This window comes from Actinacidiphila sp. bgisy160, assembly GCF_057707815.1.
On sequence record NZ_JBYIQW010000043.1, the window covers coordinates 21,512 to 44,877 of the forward strand.

General features: G+C 75.9%; 14 protein-coding genes and 1 tRNA gene. 6 read left to right on the top strand and 9 right to left on the bottom strand.

The genetic code is table 11. The features are described 5' to 3' along the window. Positions 1-128: 128 nt before the first annotated feature. Positions 129-608 carry a winged helix-turn-helix transcriptional regulator gene (locus tag AC3EUJ_RS27440; RefSeq protein ID WP_431965886.1) on the top strand — a complete coding sequence of 160 codons (480 nt, stop codon included), beginning with the start codon at positions 129-131 and terminating at the stop codon, positions 606-608. Positions 609-634: 26 nt separating this feature from the next. On the opposite strand, the gene AC3EUJ_RS27445 is transcribed toward AC3EUJ_RS27440, so the two are convergent. Both AC3EUJ_RS27445 and AC3EUJ_RS27450 read right to left on the bottom strand, forming a co-directional pair. Further along, a complete protein-coding gene (locus AC3EUJ_RS27445) occupies positions 635-2,449 on the bottom strand; it encodes an ABC transporter ATP-binding protein (protein ID WP_431965888.1) in 1,815 nt (604 codons plus the stop codon). Positions 2,450-2,824: 375 nt separating this feature from the next. After that, positions 2,825-2,898 (bottom strand) — tRNA-Pro (locus tag AC3EUJ_RS27450). Between the two features lie 180 nt (positions 2,899-3,078). Here AC3EUJ_RS27450 and AC3EUJ_RS27455 point away from each other — a divergent pair. After that, entirely contained in the window at positions 3,079-3,369 is a 291-nt protein-coding gene (locus AC3EUJ_RS27455) for a YiaA/YiaB family inner membrane protein (RefSeq protein WP_431965890.1), read from the top strand. Here AC3EUJ_RS27455 and soxR read toward each other — a convergent pair. After that, on the bottom strand, positions 3,350-3,829 hold the full coding sequence (gene soxR / locus AC3EUJ_RS27460; protein WP_431965891.1) for a redox-sensitive transcriptional activator SoxR: 480 nt from the start codon (positions 3,827-3,829) through the stop codon (positions 3,350-3,352). The two genes, AC3EUJ_RS27455 and soxR, sit on opposite strands and share 20 nt — an antisense overlap. A gap of 54 nt (positions 3,830-3,883) precedes the next feature. Between soxR and AC3EUJ_RS27465 the strand changes: the two genes are divergently transcribed. Next, positions 3,884-4,585 carry a transketolase gene (locus tag AC3EUJ_RS27465; protein WP_431965893.1) on the top strand — a complete coding sequence of 234 codons (702 nt, stop codon included), beginning with the start codon at positions 3,884-3,886 and terminating at the stop codon, positions 4,583-4,585. A 29-nt stretch (positions 4,586-4,614) separates the two neighbouring features. Continuing rightward, complete coding sequence (locus AC3EUJ_RS27470; protein WP_431965895.1) at positions 4,615-5,556, top strand: transketolase family protein; 942 nt, start codon at positions 4,615-4,617, stop codon at positions 5,554-5,556. 13 nt (positions 5,557-5,569) lie between these two features. Here AC3EUJ_RS27470 and AC3EUJ_RS27475 read toward each other — a convergent pair whose 3' ends face one another. Beyond that, positions 5,570-6,535, bottom strand: coding sequence for an aldo/keto reductase (locus AC3EUJ_RS27475; protein WP_431965897.1), 966 nt, complete (start codon positions 6,533-6,535; stop codon positions 5,570-5,572). Positions 6,536-6,654: 119 nt separating this feature from the next. Here AC3EUJ_RS27475 and AC3EUJ_RS27480 point away from each other — a divergent pair, with 119 nt between their 5' ends. Then, a complete protein-coding gene (locus tag AC3EUJ_RS27480) occupies positions 6,655-9,330 on the top strand; it encodes an alpha/beta fold hydrolase (protein WP_431965898.1) in 2,676 nt (891 codons plus the stop codon). After that, entirely contained in the window at positions 9,327-10,181 is an 855-nt protein-coding gene (locus AC3EUJ_RS27485; protein WP_431965900.1) for an ABC transporter permease, read from the top strand. Before AC3EUJ_RS27480 ends, AC3EUJ_RS27485 begins: the two co-directional genes overlap by 4 nt. A gap of 306 nt (positions 10,182-10,487) precedes the next feature. Here the strand turns inward: AC3EUJ_RS27485 and AC3EUJ_RS27490 are convergent, their stop codons facing one another. The 5 genes from AC3EUJ_RS27490 to AC3EUJ_RS27510 form a co-directional block, all read right to left on the bottom strand. Further along, positions 10,488-12,260 (bottom strand): hypothetical protein, encoded by a 1,773-nt coding sequence (locus tag AC3EUJ_RS27490; RefSeq protein ID WP_431965902.1) that lies wholly within the window; start codon positions 12,258-12,260, stop codon positions 10,488-10,490. 270 nt (positions 12,261-12,530) lie between these two features. Then, positions 12,531-16,349 carry a DUF5682 family protein gene (locus tag AC3EUJ_RS27495; RefSeq protein WP_431965904.1) on the bottom strand — a complete coding sequence of 1,273 codons (3,819 nt, stop codon included), beginning with the start codon at positions 16,347-16,349 and terminating at the stop codon, positions 12,531-12,533. A 4-nt stretch (positions 16,350-16,353) separates the two neighbouring features. Beyond that, positions 16,354-17,523: an ATP-binding protein gene (locus AC3EUJ_RS27500; RefSeq protein WP_431965906.1), complete on the bottom strand. Its 1,170-nt coding sequence runs from the start codon at positions 17,521-17,523 to the stop codon at positions 16,354-16,356. Beyond that, positions 17,520-22,499, bottom strand: a complete 4,980-nt coding sequence (locus AC3EUJ_RS27505) for a hypothetical protein (protein WP_431965908.1) — start codon at positions 22,497-22,499, stop codon at positions 17,520-17,522. The genes AC3EUJ_RS27500 and AC3EUJ_RS27505 overlap by 4 nt, the downstream gene beginning before the upstream one ends. After that, positions 22,496-23,350 carry a DUF4132 domain-containing protein gene (locus tag AC3EUJ_RS27510; RefSeq protein ID WP_431965910.1) on the bottom strand — a complete coding sequence of 285 codons (855 nt, stop codon included), beginning with the start codon at positions 23,348-23,350 and terminating at the stop codon, positions 22,496-22,498. The genes AC3EUJ_RS27505 and AC3EUJ_RS27510 overlap by 4 nt, the downstream gene beginning before the upstream one ends. Positions 23,351-23,366: the final 16 nt, after the last annotated feature.

Sequence of the window (23,366 nt, forward strand, 5' to 3'; positions counted from 1 at the left end):
CCTCCGGCCCGGGGCTGAGTAGCAAGAGGAAACCTAGGTGTACACTGTCGTTCCGCCCTCGCGCGGCCGCGCGACCTGGCGGGGCGGGGCGGCACGGAAACAGCATCGGGCAGGAGGTGAGGAGACCCGTGGCGACCGGACGGCACGTGTCGGGCCCCGAGGAGGACGAGCCGGCCTGCTCCATCGAGCGGAGCCTGCAGATCCTCGGTGAGCGCTGGTCCCTGCTGGTGCTGCGCGAGATCTTCGCCGGACGGCACCGCTTCGCCGAGATCCAGACGTCGCTCGGCATCGCGCCCAATCTCCTCAGCACCCGGCTCAAGCTGCTCGTCGAGGCCGGGGTGCTGTGCACGCGCACGTACCAGGAGCCGGGCAGCAGGCCGCGGCAGAGCTACCACCTGACCGAGGCCGGCCGCGAGCTCGACCTCGTCATGGCCTCCCTCCAGCAGTGGGGCGACCGGCACCGGCCGCGCCCCTCCGGCCCCTCCGCGCGCCGCCGGACCCGCTCGACCGGCGAGGCCGTCCACGTCGCCTTCCTCACCGACGACGGCCACGAGGTGCCGGGCACCGACGTGTCCATCGCGGTGGCACAGCCCACCGGGGCGGCCTGACCGGTGGGGCGGCCGGGCGGCCCGGTTCAGTGCAGACCGGCCCGCTCGGCGGTGTCGTCCAGGAAGCCCCCGGACTGGTGCTGCCACAGCCTGGCGTAGGCGCCGTCCTCCGTGAGCAGCTCCTGATGCGTGCCCTGCTCGATGATGCGCCCGCGGTCCAGGACGACCAGCCGGTCCATGCCGGCGACCGTGCTCAGCCGGTGCGCCACCACCAGCGCCGTCCTCCCGTCCATCAGCCGCCACAGCGCCTCCTGGACGAGGATCTCGCTCTCCGAGTCCAGGGCGCTGGTCGCCTCGTCCAGCAGCAGGATCGGAGCGTCGCGCAGGATCGCCCTGGCGAGCGCGACCCGTTGCCGTTGTCCGCCGGAGAGCTTGACCCCGCGCTCGCCGACCATGGTGTCGAAACCGTCCGGCAGCGCGTCCGCGAACTCCGTGACGTGGGCCGCCCGGGCCGCACGGCGGATCTCGCTCTCGGTGGCGTCCGGCCGGGCGAAGGCGATGTTGTCCCGCAGCGAGCGGTGGAACATCGCCGGGTCCTGCGGGACGTAGGAGATAAGGCTGCGCAGGTCGGCCTGGCGCAGCCGGCTGATGTCCTGCCCGCCGATCAGGATCCGGCCGCCGTCGATGTCGTTCATCCGCAGCAGCAGCCGGGTGAGCGTGGTCTTGCCGCCGCCGGACCGGCCGACGAGACCGATCCGGGCCCCGCTGGGCACGGTCAGCTCGAGCTCCTCGAAGAGCGGCTGCGCGCCTCCGTGGGCGAAGGTCACGTGCTCGAAGCGGATGTCGGCGCCCCGGGACCGCAGCGGCTCCGGCGCGGGCGGGTCGAGCACGGTCGGCGGCTTCAGCAGCAGTTCGGTGAACTGCGCGGCCTCCGTCATCGAGCTCTCCAGACGGCGGTAGATCTGGTTGAACTCGAACATGATCCGCGTCGCGTTGGAGTAGTAGGTGAAGGCCACCACGACCGCCTCCACGCCGTGCGTGCCAGCGCCGAGCGTGACCGCGAGCAGCAGGCCGAGCGCGTTGGTCAGCACGGACAGCGGTGCGACCAGGGTGTCGATGCGCAGGTTGCCGTAGTCCCACGACTTGAGCGTGAGCCTGCGCGACTCGGCGACGCGTGAGCGGTGCTCGGCGGCCTCGCGTTCCTCGGCGGCGAACGCCCGGACGGTGTCCATGTTCATCAGGCTGTCGGCGACGTGCCCGGAGACCCGGGCGATCGCCTCCTCGCGCTGGCGGACGAGCGCCTGACGCCGGCGGATGAGGGGCGCCACGCACAGCGCGGTCACCGCGATCATCACCAGGAGGCCGACGACCAGCAGTGGTTCGTAGGCCCAGAGCACCACCGACCCGAACAGCAGCGGTACGAAGCTGCCCAGGACGTTGAAGGTCAGCGTGTCGACGAACTCCTCGAAGCGCGAGGCGAAGCTCAGCACCCGCTTGGTGAGCGACCCGGCGAAGTTGTCGTGGAAGAACGAGGCGTCCTTGGCGAACAGCTCGTCCATGCCGACCACGTACAGGTGCTCGATGCCGAGGGCGTCGAGGCGGTTGAGGCAGTGCAGGCCGATCCGCCACAGCGTCTCCGCGAGCAGCAGCACGCCGGCGAAGGCCAGGACGTAGGGCAGGGTCGCCCCGAGGCCGGGGGTGGTGCCGTCGACGAAGCCGCCGACGAGCTTCGCGACGACCAGCGGCGCGACGTAGTTGATGCCGATGTTGCCGAGGGCCGGCGACAGCATCGCCGGAAGTGTCAGCCACCGTAGCCGGGCGAGTTCCCTTCCGTAGTGACGAAGTGCCAGGAGCACCGGGCCCCCGGCCGCGCGGAACCTGTGTGATTCAGGCGATCCCATCTCCACCCTGCGGTATCGTGCGGCGCGCTGCCGCGTCCTTCTCCGGGAGGTGCCGCCGCTGCCGTCGTTCCGGCGCGGCGCTTCGTCCGGGCCGGCGGGTCCGCGCGGCTCGCGACGATGCCGGCGGTGCGATGAGGGGCGGTCCGGAAGTGGCAGTGTCCCGCGACGGGCTGGGCGGCGTCCAAGCGTTTTCCGGCCCGGCGGCACGGCGCACGGAGGCTTCCCGGCGCACGGGCGGGGCTCCCGGCGGCCGGGGGGCGGCGGGGGCGGTCGGGCGGTGCCGCCTCGCTCCGTTCGCGCCTCATGTGCCGCACAACTGCCCCAGAACGCGACCAGCGGGTTTGTCATGAATGACAAACCCGCTGGTCAGCACCGTCGGGACGACAGGATTTGAACCTGCGACCCCTTGACCCCCAGTCAAGTGCGCTACCAAGCTGCGCCACGTCCCGGTGCCGGTTCGCGCCGGGCTTCCCGCCCGGCCGACCGCGCACGAGAACAATACCGCACGTCGCCGGGTGCTCGCTCGCACCATTCCCGCACCCCGCGCGGCGCCACCGCGGCGGGGTGCCCGGCCCGGGATGAGTAGCCGTACTCATGTGGCGCGGGCCACGACCGCCGATGCTTCAGGCATGGCGAATCCGATCCAGCAGCAGACGACCGCGGCCTACTCGGCGCAGGCCGCGATCTCGTTCGCCGTCGCCCTCGGGGCGATGGTCGTGGGCATCGCCTACCTGCCGGTCGGCCCGTGGGTGCGGGCCTTCCTGGCGGTGGGGCTGCTCTACGTGGTGACTTCGGCGTTCACGCTCGCCAAGGTCGTCCGCGACCGGCAGGAGGCCGGCCAGGTGACGAGCCGGGTGGACCAGGCCCGGCTGGACAAGCTGCTGGCCGAGCACGACCCGTTCAAGGTCGACGGGGTCTAGCCGCCTGGTCGCCCAGCAGGTACCGCGCGCCGGGGCCCTTGGCGGCGGCGGTGTCGCCCGGGTTGTACAGGGCGCACTTGCGCAGGGAGAGGCAGCCGCAGCCGATGCAGCCGGTGAGGTTGCCCTTGAGCCGTTCCAGCTCCGCGATCTGCTCGTCGATGCGGTGCGTCCAGGTGCGGGCGACGGCGTTCCACTCGGCGGCGCTGGGGGCGCGGTCCTCGGGGAGCCTGGCGAGGGCCGCGCCGGCCTCCTCCAGCGACAGGCCGACGCGCTGGGCGGCCCGGATGAAGGCGACGCGGCGCAGCGTGGCGCGGGCGTAACGACGCTGCCCACCCGCGGTGCGCTCGGAGCGGATGAGGCCGAGCTCCTCGTAGTAGCGCAGGGCGGAGGGGGCCAGGCCGCTGCGGGCGGCGAGCTCGCCGATGGCCAGGCGGTCGCGGCGAGGTGCGAAGTCGCTCATGGGGCCGAGCGTACCGCTTGACCTCAAGCCGACTTGAAGTCGCACCATCCCCATATGACTTTGACCAGCGCGGACACCGCGTACGACTACGACGATCTCCGGCGGCTGATGTCGCTCATGACCGGCGACGAGAAGCACGGGCCCGCCGCCACCTCCACCCTCGACGTGCTGTGGGTGCTCTACGACCGGGTGCTGCGGGTGACCCCGGGTACGGCGGAGGACGCCGGCCGGGACCGCTTCCTGCTCTCCAAGGGCCACGGACCGATGGCGTACTACGCGGTGCTCGCGGCCAAGGGCTTCGTCCCCGAGGAGTGGCTGCCGGGCTTCGGCTCTTTCGAGTCGCCGCTGGGCCACCACCCGGACCGCGTGCTCGTGCCGGGCGCCGAGATCGGCTCCGGCTCGCTCGGCCACGGACTGCCCATCGCCGTGGGCAGCGCCCTGGGGCTGCGGGCGCACGGCCTGACCGACGCCGCGGTGTGGGTGCTGGTCGGCGACGCGGAACTGGACGAGGGCAGCAACCACGAGGCCGTGGCCTTCGCCGGCGCCATCGGCCTGGAGGGCCTGCACGTCGTCGCGGTCGACAACGCCTCCGCCACCTACCGGCGCCCCGGCGGTCCCGCCTCGCTCTTCGCCGGCGAGGGCTGGTCCGTGACGGCCGTCGACGGCCGTGACCACGAGGCGCTGTACGAGGCGTTCACCGCGCCGCACCCCGGACGGCCGCGCGCCGTCGTCGCCCGTGTCGAGTCCAAGCGGTGACCGCCGCCCCGAGCCGAGGAGACCTTCCCATGGACACCATGCGTGACCGTTTCGCCGCCGTCGCCGGACGCCTGCTGGACGATGACCCGCGGCTGGCCGTCGTGCTGGCGGTCATCTCCGGGGACCGCTTCAAGGACGCCGCCCGCGACCATCCCGACCGGGTGATCGACGTCGGCATTCGTGAGCAGCTGCTGGTCAGCGTCGCCGGCGGGCTGGCGCTGACCGGGCTGCGGCCGATCGTCCACACCTTCGGCAGTTTCCTCGTGGAACGCCCCTTCGAGCAGGTCAAGCTGGACCTGGGGCACCAGGGCGTCGGCGCGGTGCTGGTCAGCTCGGGGGCCTCGTACGACATCGCCGCGGGCGGCCGCACCCACCAGGCTCCCGGTGACGTCGCCCTGCTGGACACCCTCGACGGCTGGACCGTGCACGTGCCCGGCCACCCCGACGAGGCCGAGGCGCTGCTCCGGCACGCCGCGGCCGACGACGACAACCGGGTCTACGTACGGCTCGGCGAGCAGTCCAACCGCACGGCGCAGCCGGTCTCCCCGGGCCGCTTCCGGGTGCTGCGCGAGGGCCGGGCGGGCGTCGTCGTCGCCGTGGGCCCGCTGCTCGACGCCACGCTGGAGGCCGTGGAGGACATGGACGTGACGGTGCTGTACGCCTCCACGGTGCGCCCCTTCGACGCGGCCGGGCTGCGGGCGGCCGTGGCGCGCACGGACGCGGCGGACGTGGTGCTGGTCGAGCCGTACCTGGCGGGCACGTCGGCGCCCTTCGCCGCCGAGGCCCTGCTCGACCTGCCGCACCGCGTCCTCGCCCTGGGCACGGCCCGCCAGGAGCTGCGCCGCTACGGCACCTGGCAGCAGCATGTGGCGGCCCACGGCCTGGACGCGGCCGGGCTGCGGGCGCGGATCGGCGGCTTCCTGGCAGGCTCCCCGCGCCCGGCGGGCCTCGTGGGCTCGGGCGTCCGGTAGCCGGGGGCGTCCGCTAGCTCCAGGGGAGCTCCGATCGGTGCCGCCAGTACGCCGGGGCCGGTTCGGCCAGGGCGGCGAGCCGGGTCAGGTCCCCGGCCTCGAGCCCGAGGGAGGCGGCCCTGGCGTTGGCGGCGGCCTGACCGGTCGTCGCGGCGCCGGAGAGCACGATGCCCGCCCAGGGGCGGCGCAGGACCGCGGCGAGGGCCACGGCGTCGGGCGTGGCACCGGTCCGGTCGGCCACCTCCGCGAGGGGGGAGTCCGGATCGGCCGTGGCCAGGCGGCCATTGGCCATGGCCTCCTTGACGATCACGGTCGCTCCGGCGTCGTGCGCCTCGGCCAGGGCCGGGCCGGCGGAGGGCTCCAGCAGGTTGTAGGTGGCCTGCACGACGGTGAACAGGCGCCGCCCGTCCACCGTCACCTTCAGCGCCGCGCGGATCGCCTCGGCCTGCAGCGGCCCGCTGGTGGACAGGCCCACCTCGACGCCGTCGGCCGCCAGCCGGGCGAGGCGGGCGTGGAGGTCGCGGTCGGACAGGGCCGGGCTGTCCGGGGTGACGGAGTGGATGTGGTAGACGTCGAGGCGGTCGCCGAGCAGGGCGCGCGTCTCGGCGATCTGCCGGTCGTACGTGGCGGTTCCGTGGTCCTTGACCTCGTGCACCTCGGCGTCGACCCGCCAGCCGGCCGTGTAGGTGTAGCCCCACTTGCTGCCGATCACCACGTCGGTGGCCTCGGGGTGGGCGTCCAGCCAGCTCGCCAGGAACTCCTCGGCCCGCCCGTAGGAGCGGGCCGCGTCGAAGTAGCGGATGCCGAGCGCGTAGGCGGTGTCGAGGACCGCGTGGGCGCGGTCCCGCATCGCCTCGACGGTGCGCTCGGCGGGCAGGTCGGCGGCGCGGCCGAGGTCGATGTAGGCGGGTCGGCCGACGGCGGCGAGACCGAGACCCAGCCGGGGCAGGGGGGCGGTGGCGAGTCGTTCGAAGGGCACGGTCGCCACCGTACTCCCGGTGGAGTACGCCGATCCGGTGCCTGAGGCGGACGTCGCGGGTGATCACCGGAATGCATAGTGGGAACGTCCGGCTCTTCGTCCCCGTCCGAGGATCACGCATGCGATTCGCCCTGCCCAGGACCTGGCGCACGCGACGGCGGCCGGCGGCCGCCGTCGCCGCCCTCGCCCTGCTCGCCGGAGGCGGCGTCGTCACCCTCGCGGTGGCCGACGACCCCGCGCCCGTGCGCCGCCAGGACCGGGTCCTCTCGTTGCCCGAGGCCCCGGGCAGCGCCGCCGAGGTGCGGATCGACACCTCCTACTTCACCTCCGGCGGGTCGGCGCCGCGCCCGGCGGTGCTGCTCGCGCACGGATTCGGCGGCAGCAAGGACGACATGAGGGCCCAGGCCGAGTCCCTCGCCCGCAGCGGCTACGCCGTGCTGACCTGGTCCGCGCGGGGTTTCGGCGCCTCGGGCGGGCGGATCGGGCTCAACTCCCCCGACGCCGAGGTCGCGGACGTCTCGCGGCTCATCGACTGGCTGGGCCGGCGGCCCGAGGTGCTGCGCGACGGCCGGGACGATCCGCGGGTCGGCATCGCGGGGGCCTCGTACGGCGGGGCCGTCTCCTTGCTGGCGGCCGGCCACGACCGGCGGGTGGACGCCATCGCGCCCGCGATCACCTGGTGGGACCTGGGCGAAGCGCTGTTCCCGCAGGGCGTGTTCAAGAAGCTGTGGGCGGGGATCTTCTTCTCCACGGGCTCGCGCGGCGCCGCGTGCGGCTTCACCGCCGAACTGTGCGCGATGTACGACAGGTCGGCCGTCGCCGGCCGCCCGGACGCCGCGACGCTGCGGCTGCTGAAGCGCTCCAGCCCCTCCTCGGTGGCCGGGCGCATCAAGGTGCCGACCCTGGTGGTGCAGGGCCAGAACGACTCCCTCTTCCCGCTCGGCCAGGGCGACGCCATAGCGCGTGCCGTCGCCGCGAACGGCGCGCCCGTGGCCGTCGACTGGTTCTCCGGCGGGCACGACGGCGGCGACCAGGAGACCTCCCGGATCGAGGCGCGCACCACGGCCTGGTTCGACCGCTGGCTGAAGCGCGACAAGGGCATCGACACCGGGCCCGCGTTCCGTGTCACCCGCACCGGAGGCGTCGACACCACCGACGGCAGGGCCGTACGCCGCGGCGCGGACGCCGACGCGTACCCGGGGCTGGAGGGCACACGGACCCGGACGGTCCCGCTCGGCGGGCGCGCTCAGACGGTGGCCAACCCGGCCGGCGGCAGTCCGCCCGCGATCTCCGCGGTGCCCGGTGTGGGCGCGCTGTCCCAGCTCTCCGACCTCGGCCAGGGGCTGTCGCTGTCCCTGGACTTCCCCGGTCAGCGCGCCGCCTTCGACTCGGCGCCGCTGACCTCGGCGCTGCGGCTGACCGGCGCTCCGACGACGCGGGTCACCGTCGGCACGGACGCGCCTGCCGGAGCGGTGCTCTTCGCGAAGCTGTACGACGTGGGTCCGGGCGGCAACGAGACCCTGCCGCACCAGCTGGTCGCGCCGCTGCGGGTCGCCGGGAGCGGCACGGTGCGGGTGCGACTGCCCGCCGTGGACCACGAGTTCGCCGTCGGCCACCGGCTGCGGCTGGTGCTGTCCACCACCGACCTGGGCTACGCCTCCCCCGTCGCGGCCGCCACGTACCGGGTGTCCCTGCCCGAGGGCACCGCGCTGACCGTGCCGACCGACCCGGAGCTGACCACCGACCAGGGCGCGCTGCCCGCCTGGGTGTGGCTGGTGCCGGCCGGCGCGCTCGCGCTGGCGGCGGCGCTGCTGCTGACCGGCCGCCGCCGGGCGGGTGCGGTGCGGCAGGCGCCGGACCCGGCGCTCGCGCAGGTCCCGCTGGAGATCTCCGGGCTGTCCAAGCGCTACCGTGGGGCGGCGGACCGCTACGCCGTGCGGGAGTTGTCGTTCCGGGTGGAGCGGGGCCAGGTGCTGGGGCTGCTCGGCCCCAACGGCGCGGGCAAGACGACGACGATGCGCATGATGATGGGCCTCATCCGGCCCGACGCGGGCACCATCCGCGTGTTCGGCCACGCGATCCGGCCGGGCGCGCCCGTGCTGTCCCGGGTGGGGGCCTTCGTGGAGGGCGCGGGCTTCCTGCCGCACCTGACGGGGCGGGCCAACCTGGAGCTGTACTGGCGGGCCACGGGCCGGCCGGCGGCCGACGCCCACGTCGAGGAGGCCCTGGAGATCGCCGGCCTCGGCGAGGCCCTGGGGCGCGCGGTGCGCACGTACTCGCAGGGCATGCGCCAGCGGCTCGCCATCGCGCAGGCCATGCTGGGCCTGCCCGACCTGCTCATCCTCGACGAGCCGACCAACGGGCTCGACCCGCCGCAGATCCGCGAGATGCGCGAGGTGGTGCGGCGCTACGCGGCCGCCGGCCGTACCGTCCTCGTCTCCAGCCACCTGCTGTCGGAGGTGGAGCGGAGCTGCACGCACCTGGTCGTCATGGACAAGGGGCGGCTCGTCGCGGCCGGTCCGGTCGGCGAGATCGCCGGGAGCGGACAGACGCTCTTCGTCGGCGCGCCGGGCATGGCCGACGAGGCGCGGGAGGCGGTCGCCGCGAAGCTGTCGGCGCTGCCCGGCGTCGAGGCGGCCGAGGCCGTGGACGGCGGGCTGCTGGTCCGGCCGGGTGCGACGGCCGTGCCGGAACTGCTGTCCGAACTCCTGCGGCTCGATGTGCCGGTGGAGCGGGTCGGCCCGCACCGCCGCCTGGAGGACGCGTTCCTGACCCTGATCGGAGGTCCCGCGTGACCGAGACCCTGGAACTGGCCGAGGGGTACCGTCCGGGCCGCACCCTCCCGCTGCGGGTCGAGGCGGTGCGGCAGTTGCTGCGCCGCCGTACGCTCGTCGCGTCCGCCGTCGTCCTCGGCCTGCCCGTGATCGTGTGGGCGGCCTTCGCCATCGGCGGCACCCCGCGGGGGCGGGACACCGGCCCGACGATGATGGACGTGGCCACCGCCTCCGGCGTCAACTTCTCGCTGGCGGTCCTCTTCGTCTCCTCCGGCTTCCTGCTGACGATCCCGGTCGCCCTCTTCTTCGGCGACACGATCGCCTCGGAGGCCAACTGGTCCTCCCTGCGCTACCTGCTGGCCGCCCCGGTGCCCCGCGCCCGGCTGCTCGCCTCCAAGGCGCTGGTGTCCCTCGCCTTCAGCGCCGCCGCCGTGCTGGCGCTGCCCACGGTGGCGCTCGCCGTCGGCACGCTCGCCTACGGCTGGGGGGACCTGGAGCTCACCACGGCCGGTTCCCTGCCCCCGGGCACCGCGACGGGGCGCCTGGCGATCGCCGCCCTGTACGTCTTCGTGGGCCAACTGGCCGTCGCGGGCTTCGCCTTCTGGCTCTCCACGCTCACCGACGCGCCGCTGGGAGCGGTCGGCGGGGCCGTGGGCGTCGCGATCCTCTCCAACATCCTGGACACGATCTCGGCGCTGGGCTCGCTGCGGGACGTCCTGCCGACGCACTGGCAGTACGCCTGGATCGACGCGCTGCAGCCCCGCCTGGAATGGTCGGGCATGCTCAAGGGCACCTCGGTGTCGCTGTCCTTCGCGGTGGTGTTCTTCGCGCTGGCCTTCCGCGGCTTCCGGGGGAAGGACATCGTGTCCTGACGCACAGCGTGCTGCTGACCGGGTCGGGGCCGGGGAACGCGGACCGGGTGCCGGTCGTGCGGGCGCTTCGGTCCATGCCGGGGCTGAGCGCGCGGCGGGGCAGGCAACTGCCGGACTCCGTACCGCTCGTGGTCGTGCAGGGCACCCGGCTGAAGGCGGCAGGGGCCGGATCCGGGTTGCGCCGCACATCGAGCGGGCGCGGCTTCGCCCCCGGATCCGGTCCCGGTGCCGACCAGCCGTGCACGCCTCCCGGCTGGTCGGCGGAGGGCTGACCGCCGGCCCGCCGTTCCCTGCGCCGCTGAGCCGTTACACCGGGGCGCCCGTCGCCCCGGCGGGCGAGACCGGCGCGTCGGCGGACGGATCGGCGCCCCAGGCCGCGGCGCACAGGGCACGGGAGAGTTCGTCGGCGTAGACGGCGGCGGCGAGCCAGGCGAGGGCGAAGCGGTCGGTGTCGGCGGGCAGGAGGCGCCCGAAGGGGTCCCGGCCGCGGTCGGCCGCGGCGTGGCGGAGGTCGTCGAGGAGGTCCGCGGCCGTCGGGAGCGCGGAGCGGCGCAGGTGTCCCGCGTCGGGCGCGGAGTTCGTGGGGAGGGCGAGGACGCGGCGGCCGCCGGAGGCTGCCTGGTGGACGCGGCGGAGCAACAGGTGGACGGGGGCCTCGTCGGGCGCGGGAGACGGCGGCAGGGGGACCGCGGGTGCGGCGGCGGGGAGGTCGGCGCGCTGCAGGCGGTCGAGGCCGGTGTCGACGCGGGCCTCGGGGTCGGCCGGGTGGCTGGTGGCCAGCAGCAGCGCGCGGGGGTGCGGGGCGGGGTCGAGCCGGGCGACGACACGCAGCGTGGTGCCCGGCGTGCCCGCGAGCAGCCGCAGGTTGTCGCGGTGGGGCAGCGCGGGGTGGTCGTGCGCTGCGGAAAGCCGGACCGTCAGATCACCGCACTGGGCGAGCAGGCAGTCACCGCCGGCCTCGGGGGCGGTGCCGATCAGGGTGACGTCGAGGAAGAGCAGGCCGTCGCCGGTGCCGAGGGCGCGCATGGCCTGCTCGGCGACGGGCACCCGCCAGAGGCGGTCCAGGGGCTCGGCCGTCCAGGCGGCGCCGGTGGCCCGGACGGCGCGGACGGCGGCTCCCGCGCCGAGCCGCCCGGTGGGCGAGACCGTCGCGCCGGACACCGCAAGGCCCGCGCGGGACAGTTCGCGGTGGGTGAGGGCGGTGTCTCCGATGCGCACGGCCCGGTCGCCGGCTCCCGTGGCGCGGCCGGGGCCGCCGGGGGCGACGTCGGAGACGGTGTAGAGGCGGCCGTCGGCGTCGGCGGTCCAGGTGACGGCGCCGGCGTAGCCGCTCGCGGTGAGCACGGGCTCGGAGAACAGCCCGTACAGCCGCAGCGAGCCGTCCGGGGTGTACGGCTGCCGTGCGGTGCCGCGCACGGCAGCCAGCTCGGGGCCGCTCGCGTGGGGGACGCGGTACGCGGTGCCGAGGAGTTCGCGGAGTGCGGCGACCAGGTCGGCGAGACGGTGCCCGGGGTCGGCGGCCCGGGCGGCGCGCAGCCGGGTGACGACGGAGACCGCCGCGGCGGCGCAGCGGTGCAGTCCGCCCAGCCGGGCGGCGTGCGCGGCCCGGAGCAGTTCGGCCTGGACGACGGCGCCGGAGCCGTCGATGCCCGCGTCGAGGACTACGGCGCCCGCTGCGCGCAGGGCGCCGGCGGCGGCACGCTGCTCCGGGGTGGCGGTCTCGGGCGCGGCCTCGGGCGCCGTCTCCCCGGCCGTCTCCGGCGGGACTTCCTCGGCTGCCGGCTCGGGAGCCTCGGCGACGGGTGCGGCCGAGGCGGCGGCGGCACGGTGCAGGCAGTCGGGCGCGAGCAGGCAGCCGCAGCGCACGTCCTCGACCCGGCTCACCGTGCCGCCGGGGGCGTGCAGTTCGAGGTCGGTGCCGTCGTCGACGGCGATCCGGGTGATGTCGCCGTCGACGGCCACCGGGCGGGCCACGAGCTTGGCGACGCCGGCGTCGAGGCGCTTGCGCAGCCGCGGGGACAGGGCCTCGACGAGTTCCGCGGTCACGGACGGCGCGACCGGGGGGAGTTGCTGGTCCATGTGAGCTCTTCCCTGTTCAGCGGGCGAATTCGAGAGGGCGGAAGGCGGCGGCCGCGAACCCCGGCACCCCCGCGTCCCGGGCCACGGCCGGGGCCGCCGGATGAAGTTGCCGCCTCATGCGATCTCCTCCCCCACCCAGCAGCCTTCGCGAGGGCGGAAGGCGGCAGCCGCAGCGAATGTCCTCACCACCGGCATCCACGACGATCCGCGGGCGAGGGCCGTCCACGACCGCCCAAGGGACGGCCGGACCCGCCCGGTGAAGTTGCCGCCTCATGCGATCTTCTCCCCCACCCATCGGGCGAGTTCGAGGGGGCTGAGGGCGGCGACGGGCATGCCCGCGGCGACGAGCTGCCCGGCGACGCCGGTGGAGTAGCGGGGGCGCCCGGCGTCGTCGAGGCTGGCGCAGCCCAGGACGTGGCAGCCGGCTCCGACCAGGGCACGGACCTCGGCCAGGAGGCCGCCGAGCGGATATCCCTCCTCGAAGTCGCTGACGACCACGACGAGGGTGCGCGAGGGCACGGTCACCAGTTCGCGCGCGTGCCGCAGCCCGGCGGCGATGTGGGTGCCGCCGCCGACGCTCACCTCCAGGAGCAGGGAGAGCGGGTCCTCGACATGGTCGGTGAGGTCGATGACCTCGGTGGAGAACGCCAGGAAGTGCGTGGACAGGGTGGGCACCCCGGCCAGGACGGAGGCGGTGAGCGCGGCCCAGATCGTGGAGGCCTCCATGGACCCCGACACGTCGGTCACCAGGATCAGCCGCCAGTCGGCGGCCCGCTGGGCCCGGGAGCGGAACACCGGCCGCTCCGGGATCACCTGGACGGTGCCGTCGGGCCCGCGGCGTGCGGTGGCCAGGTTGGCGCGCAGCGTACGGGCCAGGTCGAGGCCGCCTCCGGGGCGCCGGCTGGGTCGCGGGAGGGCGGTGCCGTGCAGCGCGGGGCGCAGGCGGGTGGCGAGTCGACGGGTGAGGGCCTCGACCAGGCGCCGTACGAGCGGGCGGAGCGCGACCAGCCGGGCCTCCGGCAGCCCGCCCGCGTGCCGCAGGACGCTGCGCAGCAGGTCCACGGAGGGGCGCACGCTGTCGGGGCCGAGTTCGGCGACGACGTCCTTGCGGCCGGACGTGGCGGCGGCCGCCAGCACCTCCTCGCGGATGCCGGGCCCGAACAGCGCGGCCAGTTCCTCGGACCACTCGCGCACCCCGGGGTAGGGTGCCTCGCGGCCACCGCGGTCGCCGCCCGCCGTGCCGCGCCCGCCGAGGTCGCCGCGGCTGCCCTCGCCCCGGCCGTTGCCGTACAGCTCGTCCAGTGCCGTGGCCAGGGCGGCGGCGGAGAGCGGCAGCCGGTCGCCGCGGCGGCCCAGCACCAGGCGCCACCGGTGGGCGGGGGCGAGGGTGAAGGCCGCCACGGCGGGGGTCTCACCCGGTGCTCCGGGGGCGCCGGCGGACCGCTGCGTGCCCGGCGGCGTCCGGTGGGCGTGGCCCGCACCGTCGGCCGCCGCGCCCACGGGTCCGCCTTCGCCGGTGACCGCGCCGGGGGCGGTGGCACCGTGCGGTGCGCTCAGCAACGCCGTGGCGGCGGGGCCGGCGGGGAACGCCGTCGCCGACGGGCCCGCGGGCCCGTCCTCGCGGACAGCCGCGTCGGTGGCCTGGTCGTACGAAGTGCCCGGCTCCACGGGGACTGTTGCCGCCGCGACGGCCGTTGACACTGCCTCCGGCAACTCGTGCGAGGGCGGCGTCGCCCGTGGGGGGAGCAGGCCGAGTCGGTCCAGGGCCGCGCGGGCCGCGAGGTCGGCGCGGGTCCAGATGGCGAGGGCGACGGGGTCGACGCCCTCGGTGTCGGCGATGCCGTCGGTGTCCAGGCGTTCCTCGACTGCGGCCAGGAGCCGGTCGCGGGCGGCCGGGCTGAGGGTGTCGAAGCCGCCGCGCAGGGCGGGCAGGCGCGACAGGAAGGCCTGGTCGGGCAGGTCCCGGACGCGGTCCAGCAACGGTTCCAGGACGGGCGCCGCCGCCTCCAGCAGCGGGCCGGCCGCCGTCAGCAGCCCGGTGAGCCGGGCGGTGAGGGCGGCGCGGGAGTCGGGGTCACCCGCCGCGTCGACCCAGGAGGCGACGCGGGCGCCGAGGGTCTCGGGCGCCTCGTGGCCGAGGAGGACCCGGACGGCGCCCGCGGCCCCGCGCATCAGCGGGGAGCCGTCCGCGGCGAGTCGCGCGAGGGCGTCGGTGAGCCGGACGCCGCCCAGGAGGTCGGCGCGGTGGGCGAGTTCGAGCAGGGCGTGCGCGTCGGCGGGGTCCTCGGAGCCGGTCAGGCCGTCCACCTGGCGGACCGCCGCCGCGGTCAGCAGGTCGGCGACGGCGGTGGCGCGGGCGGTGCGGGCCTCGTCCGCGCCGAGCCCGGCGATGTGGCCGGCCCGGACGCGGTCCAGCAAGGCGAGCCCCGCGAGGAGTTCGGGGAGCGTGCCGGAGGCGGGGAGCACCTCGGCGGTCTCGGCCAGGCGTTCCCCGGCGAGTGCGGGGAGCCCGCACTCGGCGGCCTGGGCCAGTCCGGTGAGGGTCTGTGCCGCGGTGGGGCCGCCCTCGTCCGTCTCCTGGCGGCGACGTTCGCGCAGCACGCCCTCGGCGGCCTGGGCGGCGGTGACGCCGCGGACCCCGGCGGCGGTGAGCAGCGCCGCGGTGGCGGGTGTCCAGCGCAGCTCCCAGCGGGTGGTGAGGCCCTCGGTGCCGGCCGCCCCCGCGACGTCCTTCGGCTCGGCGTAGGGCACGCCGCACACGGTCAGTCTGCGCAGCAGGAGTTCGCGGCGGCGGTCGAGGTCGGAGCGGAGCGGATCCAGGCGCAGGTCCCGGGCGCCGGCCGGGGCGGCGGAGTCCGGGCCGGGGGCGGGCAGGCCCAGCGCGGCCAGTTCCGCCTCGACGGCGGGCGCGAGACCGCTGCGCGGAGCGTCGGGGGCGGGGCGTCCGCCGCGGGTGCCGACCAGCACCCGTTCCATGGCGCGCGCCACGGCCCGTCCGCGGCCGTACGGCTCACCCTGGGCCAGCACGGTCTGCACCGCCTCGACGAGCTCGCCCCGGCCGGCCGCGGGCAGCCCGCGCAGCCGTGCCAGGTCACCGGCGAGCCGGCTGATCTCGCGCGCGTCGGCCGGGCCCGACGGGTGGCCCTGGGCACGCAGTTCGGCGCAGATGCGGACGGCGGCGCGGGCGAGCACCTCCTCGAGGGCGGCGGGGTCGCCGGCCGCCTCCAACACCATGTGCTGCCACTCGGGGTCGCGGATGCCCGCCGGATAGCCGGAGCGTTCGTCCAGCAGCGGGTACGCGTAGGGGATCAGGGAGGTCGTCCAGGCGGCACCGCTCCCGGGTGCCGGAGGTGCCTCCTCCGGGCCTTCCACGGGCGCGGTGCCCCGCGGCCACACCTCGGCCGGGACGAGGGCCGGCGCGTGGAAGGCGCCGACGACGACGGCCGCGCGGCGGCCGTCCGCGGTGGCCTCGGCGATGCGGGCCCGCATCCACCGCTCGCGGCGCAGGTCGAGGCCGGGGACGCCCGGGCCCTCGGCGGCGTCGCGGCGTAGCGCCCATCCCGTCAGCAGGGCGGCACGGCGCAGCGCTTCGGGCGGTGAGCCCGGGGCGGTGGCCTCGACGAGGCGGTCCCACAGGTCGTCGCCGGGGCGGCCGGTGAGCCGGGCGCGCAGGGCGGCGTGCAGCCCGGGTCCGGAGTTCCCCGCCGCGGCTGTCGTGCGGCCGGCGTGCCAGGCGCGGTCGGCGAGCGGCAGGTCGCAGGCGACGACCGGGACGCCGCCCCGCGCCGCCCAGCGGACGGCGGCGAGTTCGGGCGAGAAGTCGGCGAAGGGGTAGAAGGCGGGGCCGCCGCCCCGGTCGCCGGGGGCGGCGGCGAGGGCGACGGGGGCCCGGGTGTCCTCGTGGGCGAGCCAGGTCAGCCATTCCTGCATCTCGCCGGGGAGTTCGACGAGCAGAACGTCGGGCTTCGCCCCGTCGAGGAGGGCGGGCAGCGCCGCCGCCAGCGACGGGGCGTGGTGCCGTACGCCGACGAGGTAGGGCGCGGCCGGGTCGGTGAGGATGTCTGCGGCCTCGTCCGGGGTGAGGGACACGGGCTCAGCCTTCCAGGACGGCGCGCAGCTCCCACAGGGTGCGCCAGGTCGGGGAGCCCTGCTCGGCGCGGCGCCGGACGGGGCCGTCCCAGTAGCCGAGCAGCCGGGCGGCGTCGGCCGGGTCGTCCTTGCGTACGACGCCCAGGAGATGGCCGGGGAGCAGGCCGAGCACGTCCCGGTCGCCGGGGAAGTACGCGGCGGCCAGGGCGAGCGCGCCGGCGACCGCGACGGCCTCCGCGGTGCTCATCACCGTGGAGGGCCGCTCCACCTCCCAGCCCTCGGCGGAGCGGCCCTCGCGCAGGTCGCGGAAGGCGGTGACGAGCGCCTCCAGGACGGCGTCGTCGACCTGGTACGGGGCGCCCGCCCGTTCGACGGCGGCGCGGGACTGGCTGCGCACGAGCGCGGTCTCGGCGTCGAGGTCGTCGATGGGGCCGACGGTCTCGAAGTTGAAGCGCCGCTTGAGGGCGGCGGACATCTCGGAGACTCCCTTGTCGCGGAGGTTGGCGGTGGCGATCAGGTTGAAGCCGGGCGCCGCGTGCGCCAGGGCGTCGTCGCCGCCGGCGAGTTCGGGGACGGCGATGCGCCGTTCGGAGAGCAGGGAGACCAGGGAGTCCTGCACCTCGGGCAGGCAGCGGGTGACCTCCTCGACGCGGGCGATGGCGCCGCGCGTCATGGCGGTGAGCACGGGTGAGGGGACGAGCGCCTGCCGGCTGGGGCCCTGGGCGAGCAGCAGGGCGTAGTTCCAGCCGTACTTGAGCTGGTCCTCTGTGGTGCCTGCGGTGCCCTGGACGACGAGCCCGCTGGTGCCGCAGACCGCGGCGGACAAAAGCTCGGAGAGCATCGACTTGGCGGTGCCGGGTTCGCCGACGAGGAGCAGGCCGCGTTCCCCGGCGAGGGTGACGACGCACCGTTCCACCAGGGCGCGGTCGCCGACGAACTTGGCCTCGACGACGAGCCGGCGCGGCACGCCCTCGGGGACCTCGGCGTCGTCGGGCAGACGCAGGACCTGCCCGTCGCTGCCCATGACGAAAGTGACGACGGCGCGCGGGGTGAGCCGCCAGGCGGGCGGGCGGGGTCCGCCGTCGTGGGCGGCGAGGAAGGCGAGTTCGGTGGCGTACCGGTCCTCGGGCGGGGTGATCTGCCGCGCGGCGGGGGCGGGGGCGGTGGTGGTCATCGGCGGCGGCCCTTCCGGGTGGCACGGGTGGTGAGTTCTTCGAAGGCGGGGGCGTCGCCGGCGCGGACGCGTTCCCAGGCGCGGGCGAACAGCTCGGGCACGGGCAGCATCGGCACGACGCGGGCGTGGTGGCGGACGGGGTAGAGGTTTTCCTTCCAGGTCTCCACGGGGAGGGCGGGGGCCTTGAGGTCGCGCCAGCCGCAGGGCAGGAAGAGGGTGCGGCCGGCGCGGGGGCGCTTGGCCTCGACGACGAGGGGGGTCGCGGCCAGTTCGGCTCGGGCCTTCCTCATGCGGGTGGGCTTCCAGCCCGTCCAGCGGGCGCAGTTGCGGTCCGTGGGGTCGGGCAGCGCGAGCAGCTGGAGGTAGAGCCCGGCGGCGTCCTCGCTCAGGCCGTGGGCCGCGGCGACCTCGGTGACCAGGTCGGGCACGGTGACCGTGGGGTCCTGGGCGTGACCTGCGGGCGCGCCGGGGTCACCGCCCGCCGTGACGGCCCGGGCGAGTTCGCCGCCCAGCACGGCGCGCAGCGCCTGCACGCCGCCGCCGCGGTGGACGCCGACGAGCCCCTCGAGGAGACCGAGGACGGGGTCCTCGGACCCGGTCAGCCCGGCGGGGCGGACGAGCACCGCCTCGGTGTCGCTGTACCAGGGGCGGAGCACGAGCGCGTCGCCCACCTGGGTCAGGCCGTGGGTGCCGGCCCCGGCGGCGGTCAGCCCGTAGGCCTTGCGGATCTGGACGGCGGTGGGGCCGCCCTTCTCCGTCCAGGCGACGTCGAGGTCGAGCAGCAGGCCGGGGTCGGCGATCCGCCGCCGCAGCGCGGCCAGGCCCTCGGGGAGGGCGGCGCGCAGCGGATGGCCGTACGGCAGCCCGTAGGCGAGTCCGGCGAGCGTGGCGACGGAACTGGTGATGTCGTGCCGTCCGGGCAGCGCGGACGGGTCGGCGGGGACGAGCTCGCCGTCCTTGCCGGGGCGCTGCACGGTGGTGCGGCTCAGCCAGGGCGTCAGGGCGGGGTTGAGCACGGCTTCGGCGGACGCGGCGGTGACCCCGGCGAGTTCGGCGGCGACGTCCTCCGGCAGGCGCACGGCGGAGCCGAGGCGTTCCTGCCAGAGGCGGCCGGCTGCGGCCGTGTCGGGGCCGCGGGTCCACAGGTCGGCGGGCTCGTCGGGGAGCAGGGACCCGATGAGGGCGGCGCGGTCGTCCCGGGAGACCGACTCCAGCATGCCGTCGCCGAAGTCCTTCTGGCGTGGCTTCAGTTCCATGAGGGCCAGCGCCTCGGCGCCCGGTTCCTCCGGTCGCCCGGCCACGAGCAGCGTCGCCTGGACGGGGCCGAGGCCGCCGCCGGTGGCTGCCGCGAGCGCGGCGGGGGCGTCGGCGCGCCAGGGCGCGGGGCCCTTGTCGCGGACGAGGCGGGTGACGGCGGCGAGCCGCTCGGCGGGGAAGGCCGGCGCGTGGTCCGTCTCGTCCTCCAGGCTGAAGTGGGCGACGGCGCCGAACACCCCGGTGGGGTCGTGGTCGAGGGCGAGCCAGTGGACGCGGCCGCGGTCGCCGTCGACGCTCTGGCAGCCGAGGATCACGACGGTGCGTCCGCCCTTGCGCAGAACCTGGCCGGCGCGCTGCTGCTTGCCGTGCTTCTCGACGAGGACAATCTCGCGGAGCCCGCTCCCGGGTACCGCCAGCGGGCCCTCGCTGATGGCGTCGAAGAACAGCAGGAGCGCCTCGCGTGCCTCCGGTGCGAGGGCGGGCGCCGCGGCCCGGTAGGCGAGCGGCCGCAGCACGGGCAGGGCGGACAGCCACACCATGCCGATGCCGGGGACGGTGTACGCGTCGCTGCTCCAGCCGCCGCCCGTGGCACCGAGTCCGGCCGACTCCGGCAGTGGCTTGCCGTCCGCTTCCTTGCCGGACAGGACGTGGTTGACCGCCCGGATCTGTTGCAGCGCGCTCCACTGGGTGGTGCCGTTCCACCAGTAGCCGCGCCGGCCGGCGATGCCGTCCAGGGCGGAGCGCAGGGTGCCGTCGTCGCCGTGCGGCGGCTTGTAGTCGGCGAACATGCCCTCGGTGCGGCGCAGCGACTGCCGCGGCGTGTCGTCGGGAGGGGCGACGAAGGAGGCGACGGACCCGGCGTGGCGCAGTGTGCCCCGGACGAGGGCGGTGACGCCGATGAGCAGCCGTGCGTCCGTGAGCGCGGGGAGGGTGCCCGCGACGGCCGCCCGCGCGACGGTCTCCGCCGACGGGCCGGTGTACGTCTTGGTCCGGCTGACTTCGGCGTGGTGTTCCGCCAGGGCTTGGGCGGTGACGCGCATCAGCTCGGCGGCCTGCTCGTCGGTGAGGGCGCGAAGCACCGCCGAGGCCCCCTCGTCACGCGGGCGCAGGGCGTGCCAGAAAGCGAGCGGCGGCACGTAGCGCGTGCCGGCGGCGAACTCGCCGCCCTGCTCGGCGAACGCGACGCTGCCCAGTTCGTCGTCGCAGGTGGCGTCGCCCGCCGCGTACAACGACACCTTCTGGTGGGTGAGCGCCACGACGGGCTCGGCCCCGCCGGGGAGCCGCAGCGCGCCGAGCGGGACACAGCGTGCCCACCCATGGCTCCTGGTGGGGAGCGCGACGGTGCGCCCGTCGGGCGTGCCGGTGACGGTGCGGGACTGCCCGCCCTCGCCCTCGACGCGGACCCAGCGGCCGAGGACGGTGCCGTCGGTGCCGAAGGGGCTCTGCTCGAGGCCGGGCTGCAGCGGCAGGACCTCGCAGTCCTCCTGGCTGAGTCGCGCGCCGTCGCGGATGCCGGAGCGGAGGAAGGCCGGCAGTGAGGCGCGGCCGTGGGTGCCGGTGGCCGGGTCGTACTCCAGCCACACGTCGTCGCGGCCCTGCTTGCCCTGGCGCCACAGGGCGGTGCCGTCGCCGAGGACGGGGCGGCCGGGCGGCAGCACGGTGTCACCGGCGTGCAGGGTGCGGCCGCCGGTGGCGCGCCCGCCGCCGGGCAGCGGGATCGACGGGGCGGCGACGTGGCCGTGCCACCAGTGCGGAAGCTGCTCGCCGCCGAGGGTGAACACCTCGGAGGGGCGGGCGGACCAGTAGCCGAACTGCTTGTCCTCCTGCCGCCACATGACGAGCAGTTCGCCGTCGGCCCAGCGGAAGTGGGGGCGGTTCCAGCGGTCGAGTTCGACGGGGATGCGCAGGTCGTGGGCGAGCAGCACCTTGTCGGGCCCGACGACGACGGCCTTGTCCCCGCGGGCGAGGATCAGCGCGGGCCAGGCTTCGGACACGGCCAGGGTGTTGTCCTTGTTCTTGGCGACCGCCGCGTCGAGCAGGCGCAGGCCCTCGTCGAGGGCGGGCCAGCCCAGTTCGTCGAGAACGCCCTCGCGGAGTGTGCGGCCGAGCAGCGGCGCGATCTCGTGCGCGGCGACGCGGGCCACGGCTCCGGGGTTGACCCGGGCCGCGACGGGGCGGAACGGGCGCAGCCGTGCGAAGGCCTTCCGGGCGGCGGGCAGACCGGTGGCGTGGGTGAACTGCCCGGCGGCCTCGTCCAGCCACTCGCGCAGGATGGCGCCGAGCACCGGGTGCGCGGCCAGGGCCTCCAGTACGCCGGGCAGCCCCCGGTCCTCGCCGAGGTTGCCGATCGCCTTGTGCAGCAGGCGCCGCAGGCGCGGGTCGGCGGCGGTGGCGGCCAGATCGCGGCGGGCGGGGTCGGTGGAGCTCAGCCACCGGTGGAGCGGCAGGTGTACGGCGACGTTCTCGGCGGGCACGGACAGCGGCACGCGCTCCGCGGCGCACAGGTCGAGCAGGTCGAGTTCGGCGCCGGCGTGCCAGCGGCCCGTGAAGAGGTCGACGGGCCTGCCGTCGGCCCGAAGGCGCGGCGCCATGCGGGCGACGAGATCGAGGGTGGCCGGGGAGAGGTCGGAGCTCGCGGAGCCGTGTTTGCGGTGGGAGGCCCAGCGGCTGAGCCAGTCCGCGGCGTCGACGGCCTGCGCGGCCTCCCCCGCCTCGCCGGTGAGCACGGTGTCGGCGCCGGTCTCGGCGAGCACGGCGAGCCAGAACTCGTCGCCCTCGGCGTCGCGGCCGAGTCCGGTCGGCATGATCTCCAGCAGCCGTGCGCGGACGGCCGGTTCGCGCTCGGCGAGGACGGCGAGGGTGGCGCGGTAGGCGGTCCAGAAGGAGCCGGGGGCGCGGACGACGGCGGGCGAGGCGACGAGGTCGGCGAGCAGGGCGCACTCCTCGGTGACCCGGTTCAGGCCGGCGGCCTTGATCAGGCTCCTGGCGTCCTGCGGCAGCGACGCGTACGGGGGCATCCCGGCGGCGCAGCGTTCCACGATCAGCCGGCGGAACTGGCGCCAGGCCTCGGCCGGGTCCAGCCGCCGCGCCAGATCCTTGACGTGCTCCTTGAGGGCCTTGACGGTGAGGGCGCCGGCGAAGGCGAACTCCAGGAAGACGGCGCGCTGCCGGTCCTCGTCGACGGCGAGGCCGTGGACGCGCTCGGCGGCGCGGGCCTTGCCGAAGAAGGCCGCAGCGTACGCGGTGTTCTCGTGCTGGAGGAAGGCGCGGGCCGCCTGCTCGTGGAAGGTGGGCAGGAAGTGCGGGACCGCGCGGCCCAGGCGCTCGGCGAGCGCTTCGAAGCCGTCCTTGGCGGCGCCGGCACGGGACTTGGCCATCCTGGCGAGCCGCTCGACCTCCTTGACCAGGGCGAGCGCGTGGTGGCCGTTGGCCGGGTCGTTGACCAGGGCCCAGGCGGGGAAGCCGAGGGTCTCCCGGCGGACCTGGCCGACCTCGGGGGCCTCGCCCTCGCGGGTCAGGCCGAGGAAGTCCAGGGCGAGGTCCTCGGCCTCGCCGAGGGTGCCGGGCACGAGCCGGACGACGCGCCGGCCGTCCAGCACGGGGTGGCTGTAGGTGCGGGCGGTGAGGGTGTCGGCGTCCTCGCGGGCGCTGGTGCCGGGCGGCAGCACGGCGCCCGCGTCGAGCAGCGCGGCCGTGGTGGTGGGGTCGTAGGTGGTCATGCCGCCTGCTCCTCGTCCTCGATGTCGCGTCCCGCGTAGAGCGCGGCCGCCATGCGCATGCCCTCCGACCAGGCGACGGGGCCGACCTGGCCGAGCGTCAGGGTCTTGCCGGCGGTGTCGGTCCAGGACAGGGGCCCGGTCTCGGTCTCGCTCCAGCCGTCGTGGTCGCCGATCCAGATACGGGCCTCGACCGCGCGGCCGTCCTCCAGCACCGGGCAGACGGAGTGCCCGCCGCGCACCCGGTACCCGAGGGAGGTGGCGCGGCCGTGCAGGAAGCGCAGCTCCTTGAAGGTGCCGCCCGCGTACTCCTCGACGAGGGTGCCCTCGGGGTCGAGCCCGGCGGACCGCTGCCACACCTCACGGAAGAGTTGCCGCGCCTTCTGCTCCACACCCAGTTCGACGGCGAACTCCCGCAGCTCCTCAAGGTCGTCGAGAAGGACCGGGTGCGGGATGCGGACCATGTCCGGGGCGATGCGCACGGTGTCGCCGTCGAGGTCGACCAGGCCGAGGCCGCGCTCGGCGTCGGCGTCCCGCAGGAAGCCGGCGACCTGTCCGTCCTCCCCGGTGACGACGAGGTCGCGCAGGGCCGTCCGCCAGGCCGGGTCGGGCCACACGCGGCCGATCACGGCCAGGGGCACGGGAAGCGAACGCACCATCCAGCGCTCGACGTCGGTCAGGCACTGGCGTTCGTGCCGTTCCAGCCACTCGGCGAGCTGCCGCAGTCCCGTCACCGCCGGGTCGTCCGCCAGCTTGGCCGGCACCGACTTCAGCCGGCGGCCGGCCGCGTTGCGGCACACGACCTTCCCACCGTCGAGGGCGATTTCGTAGTCGCCCGCCGTGACCCACCCCATGCGTGCCTCCCTGCAA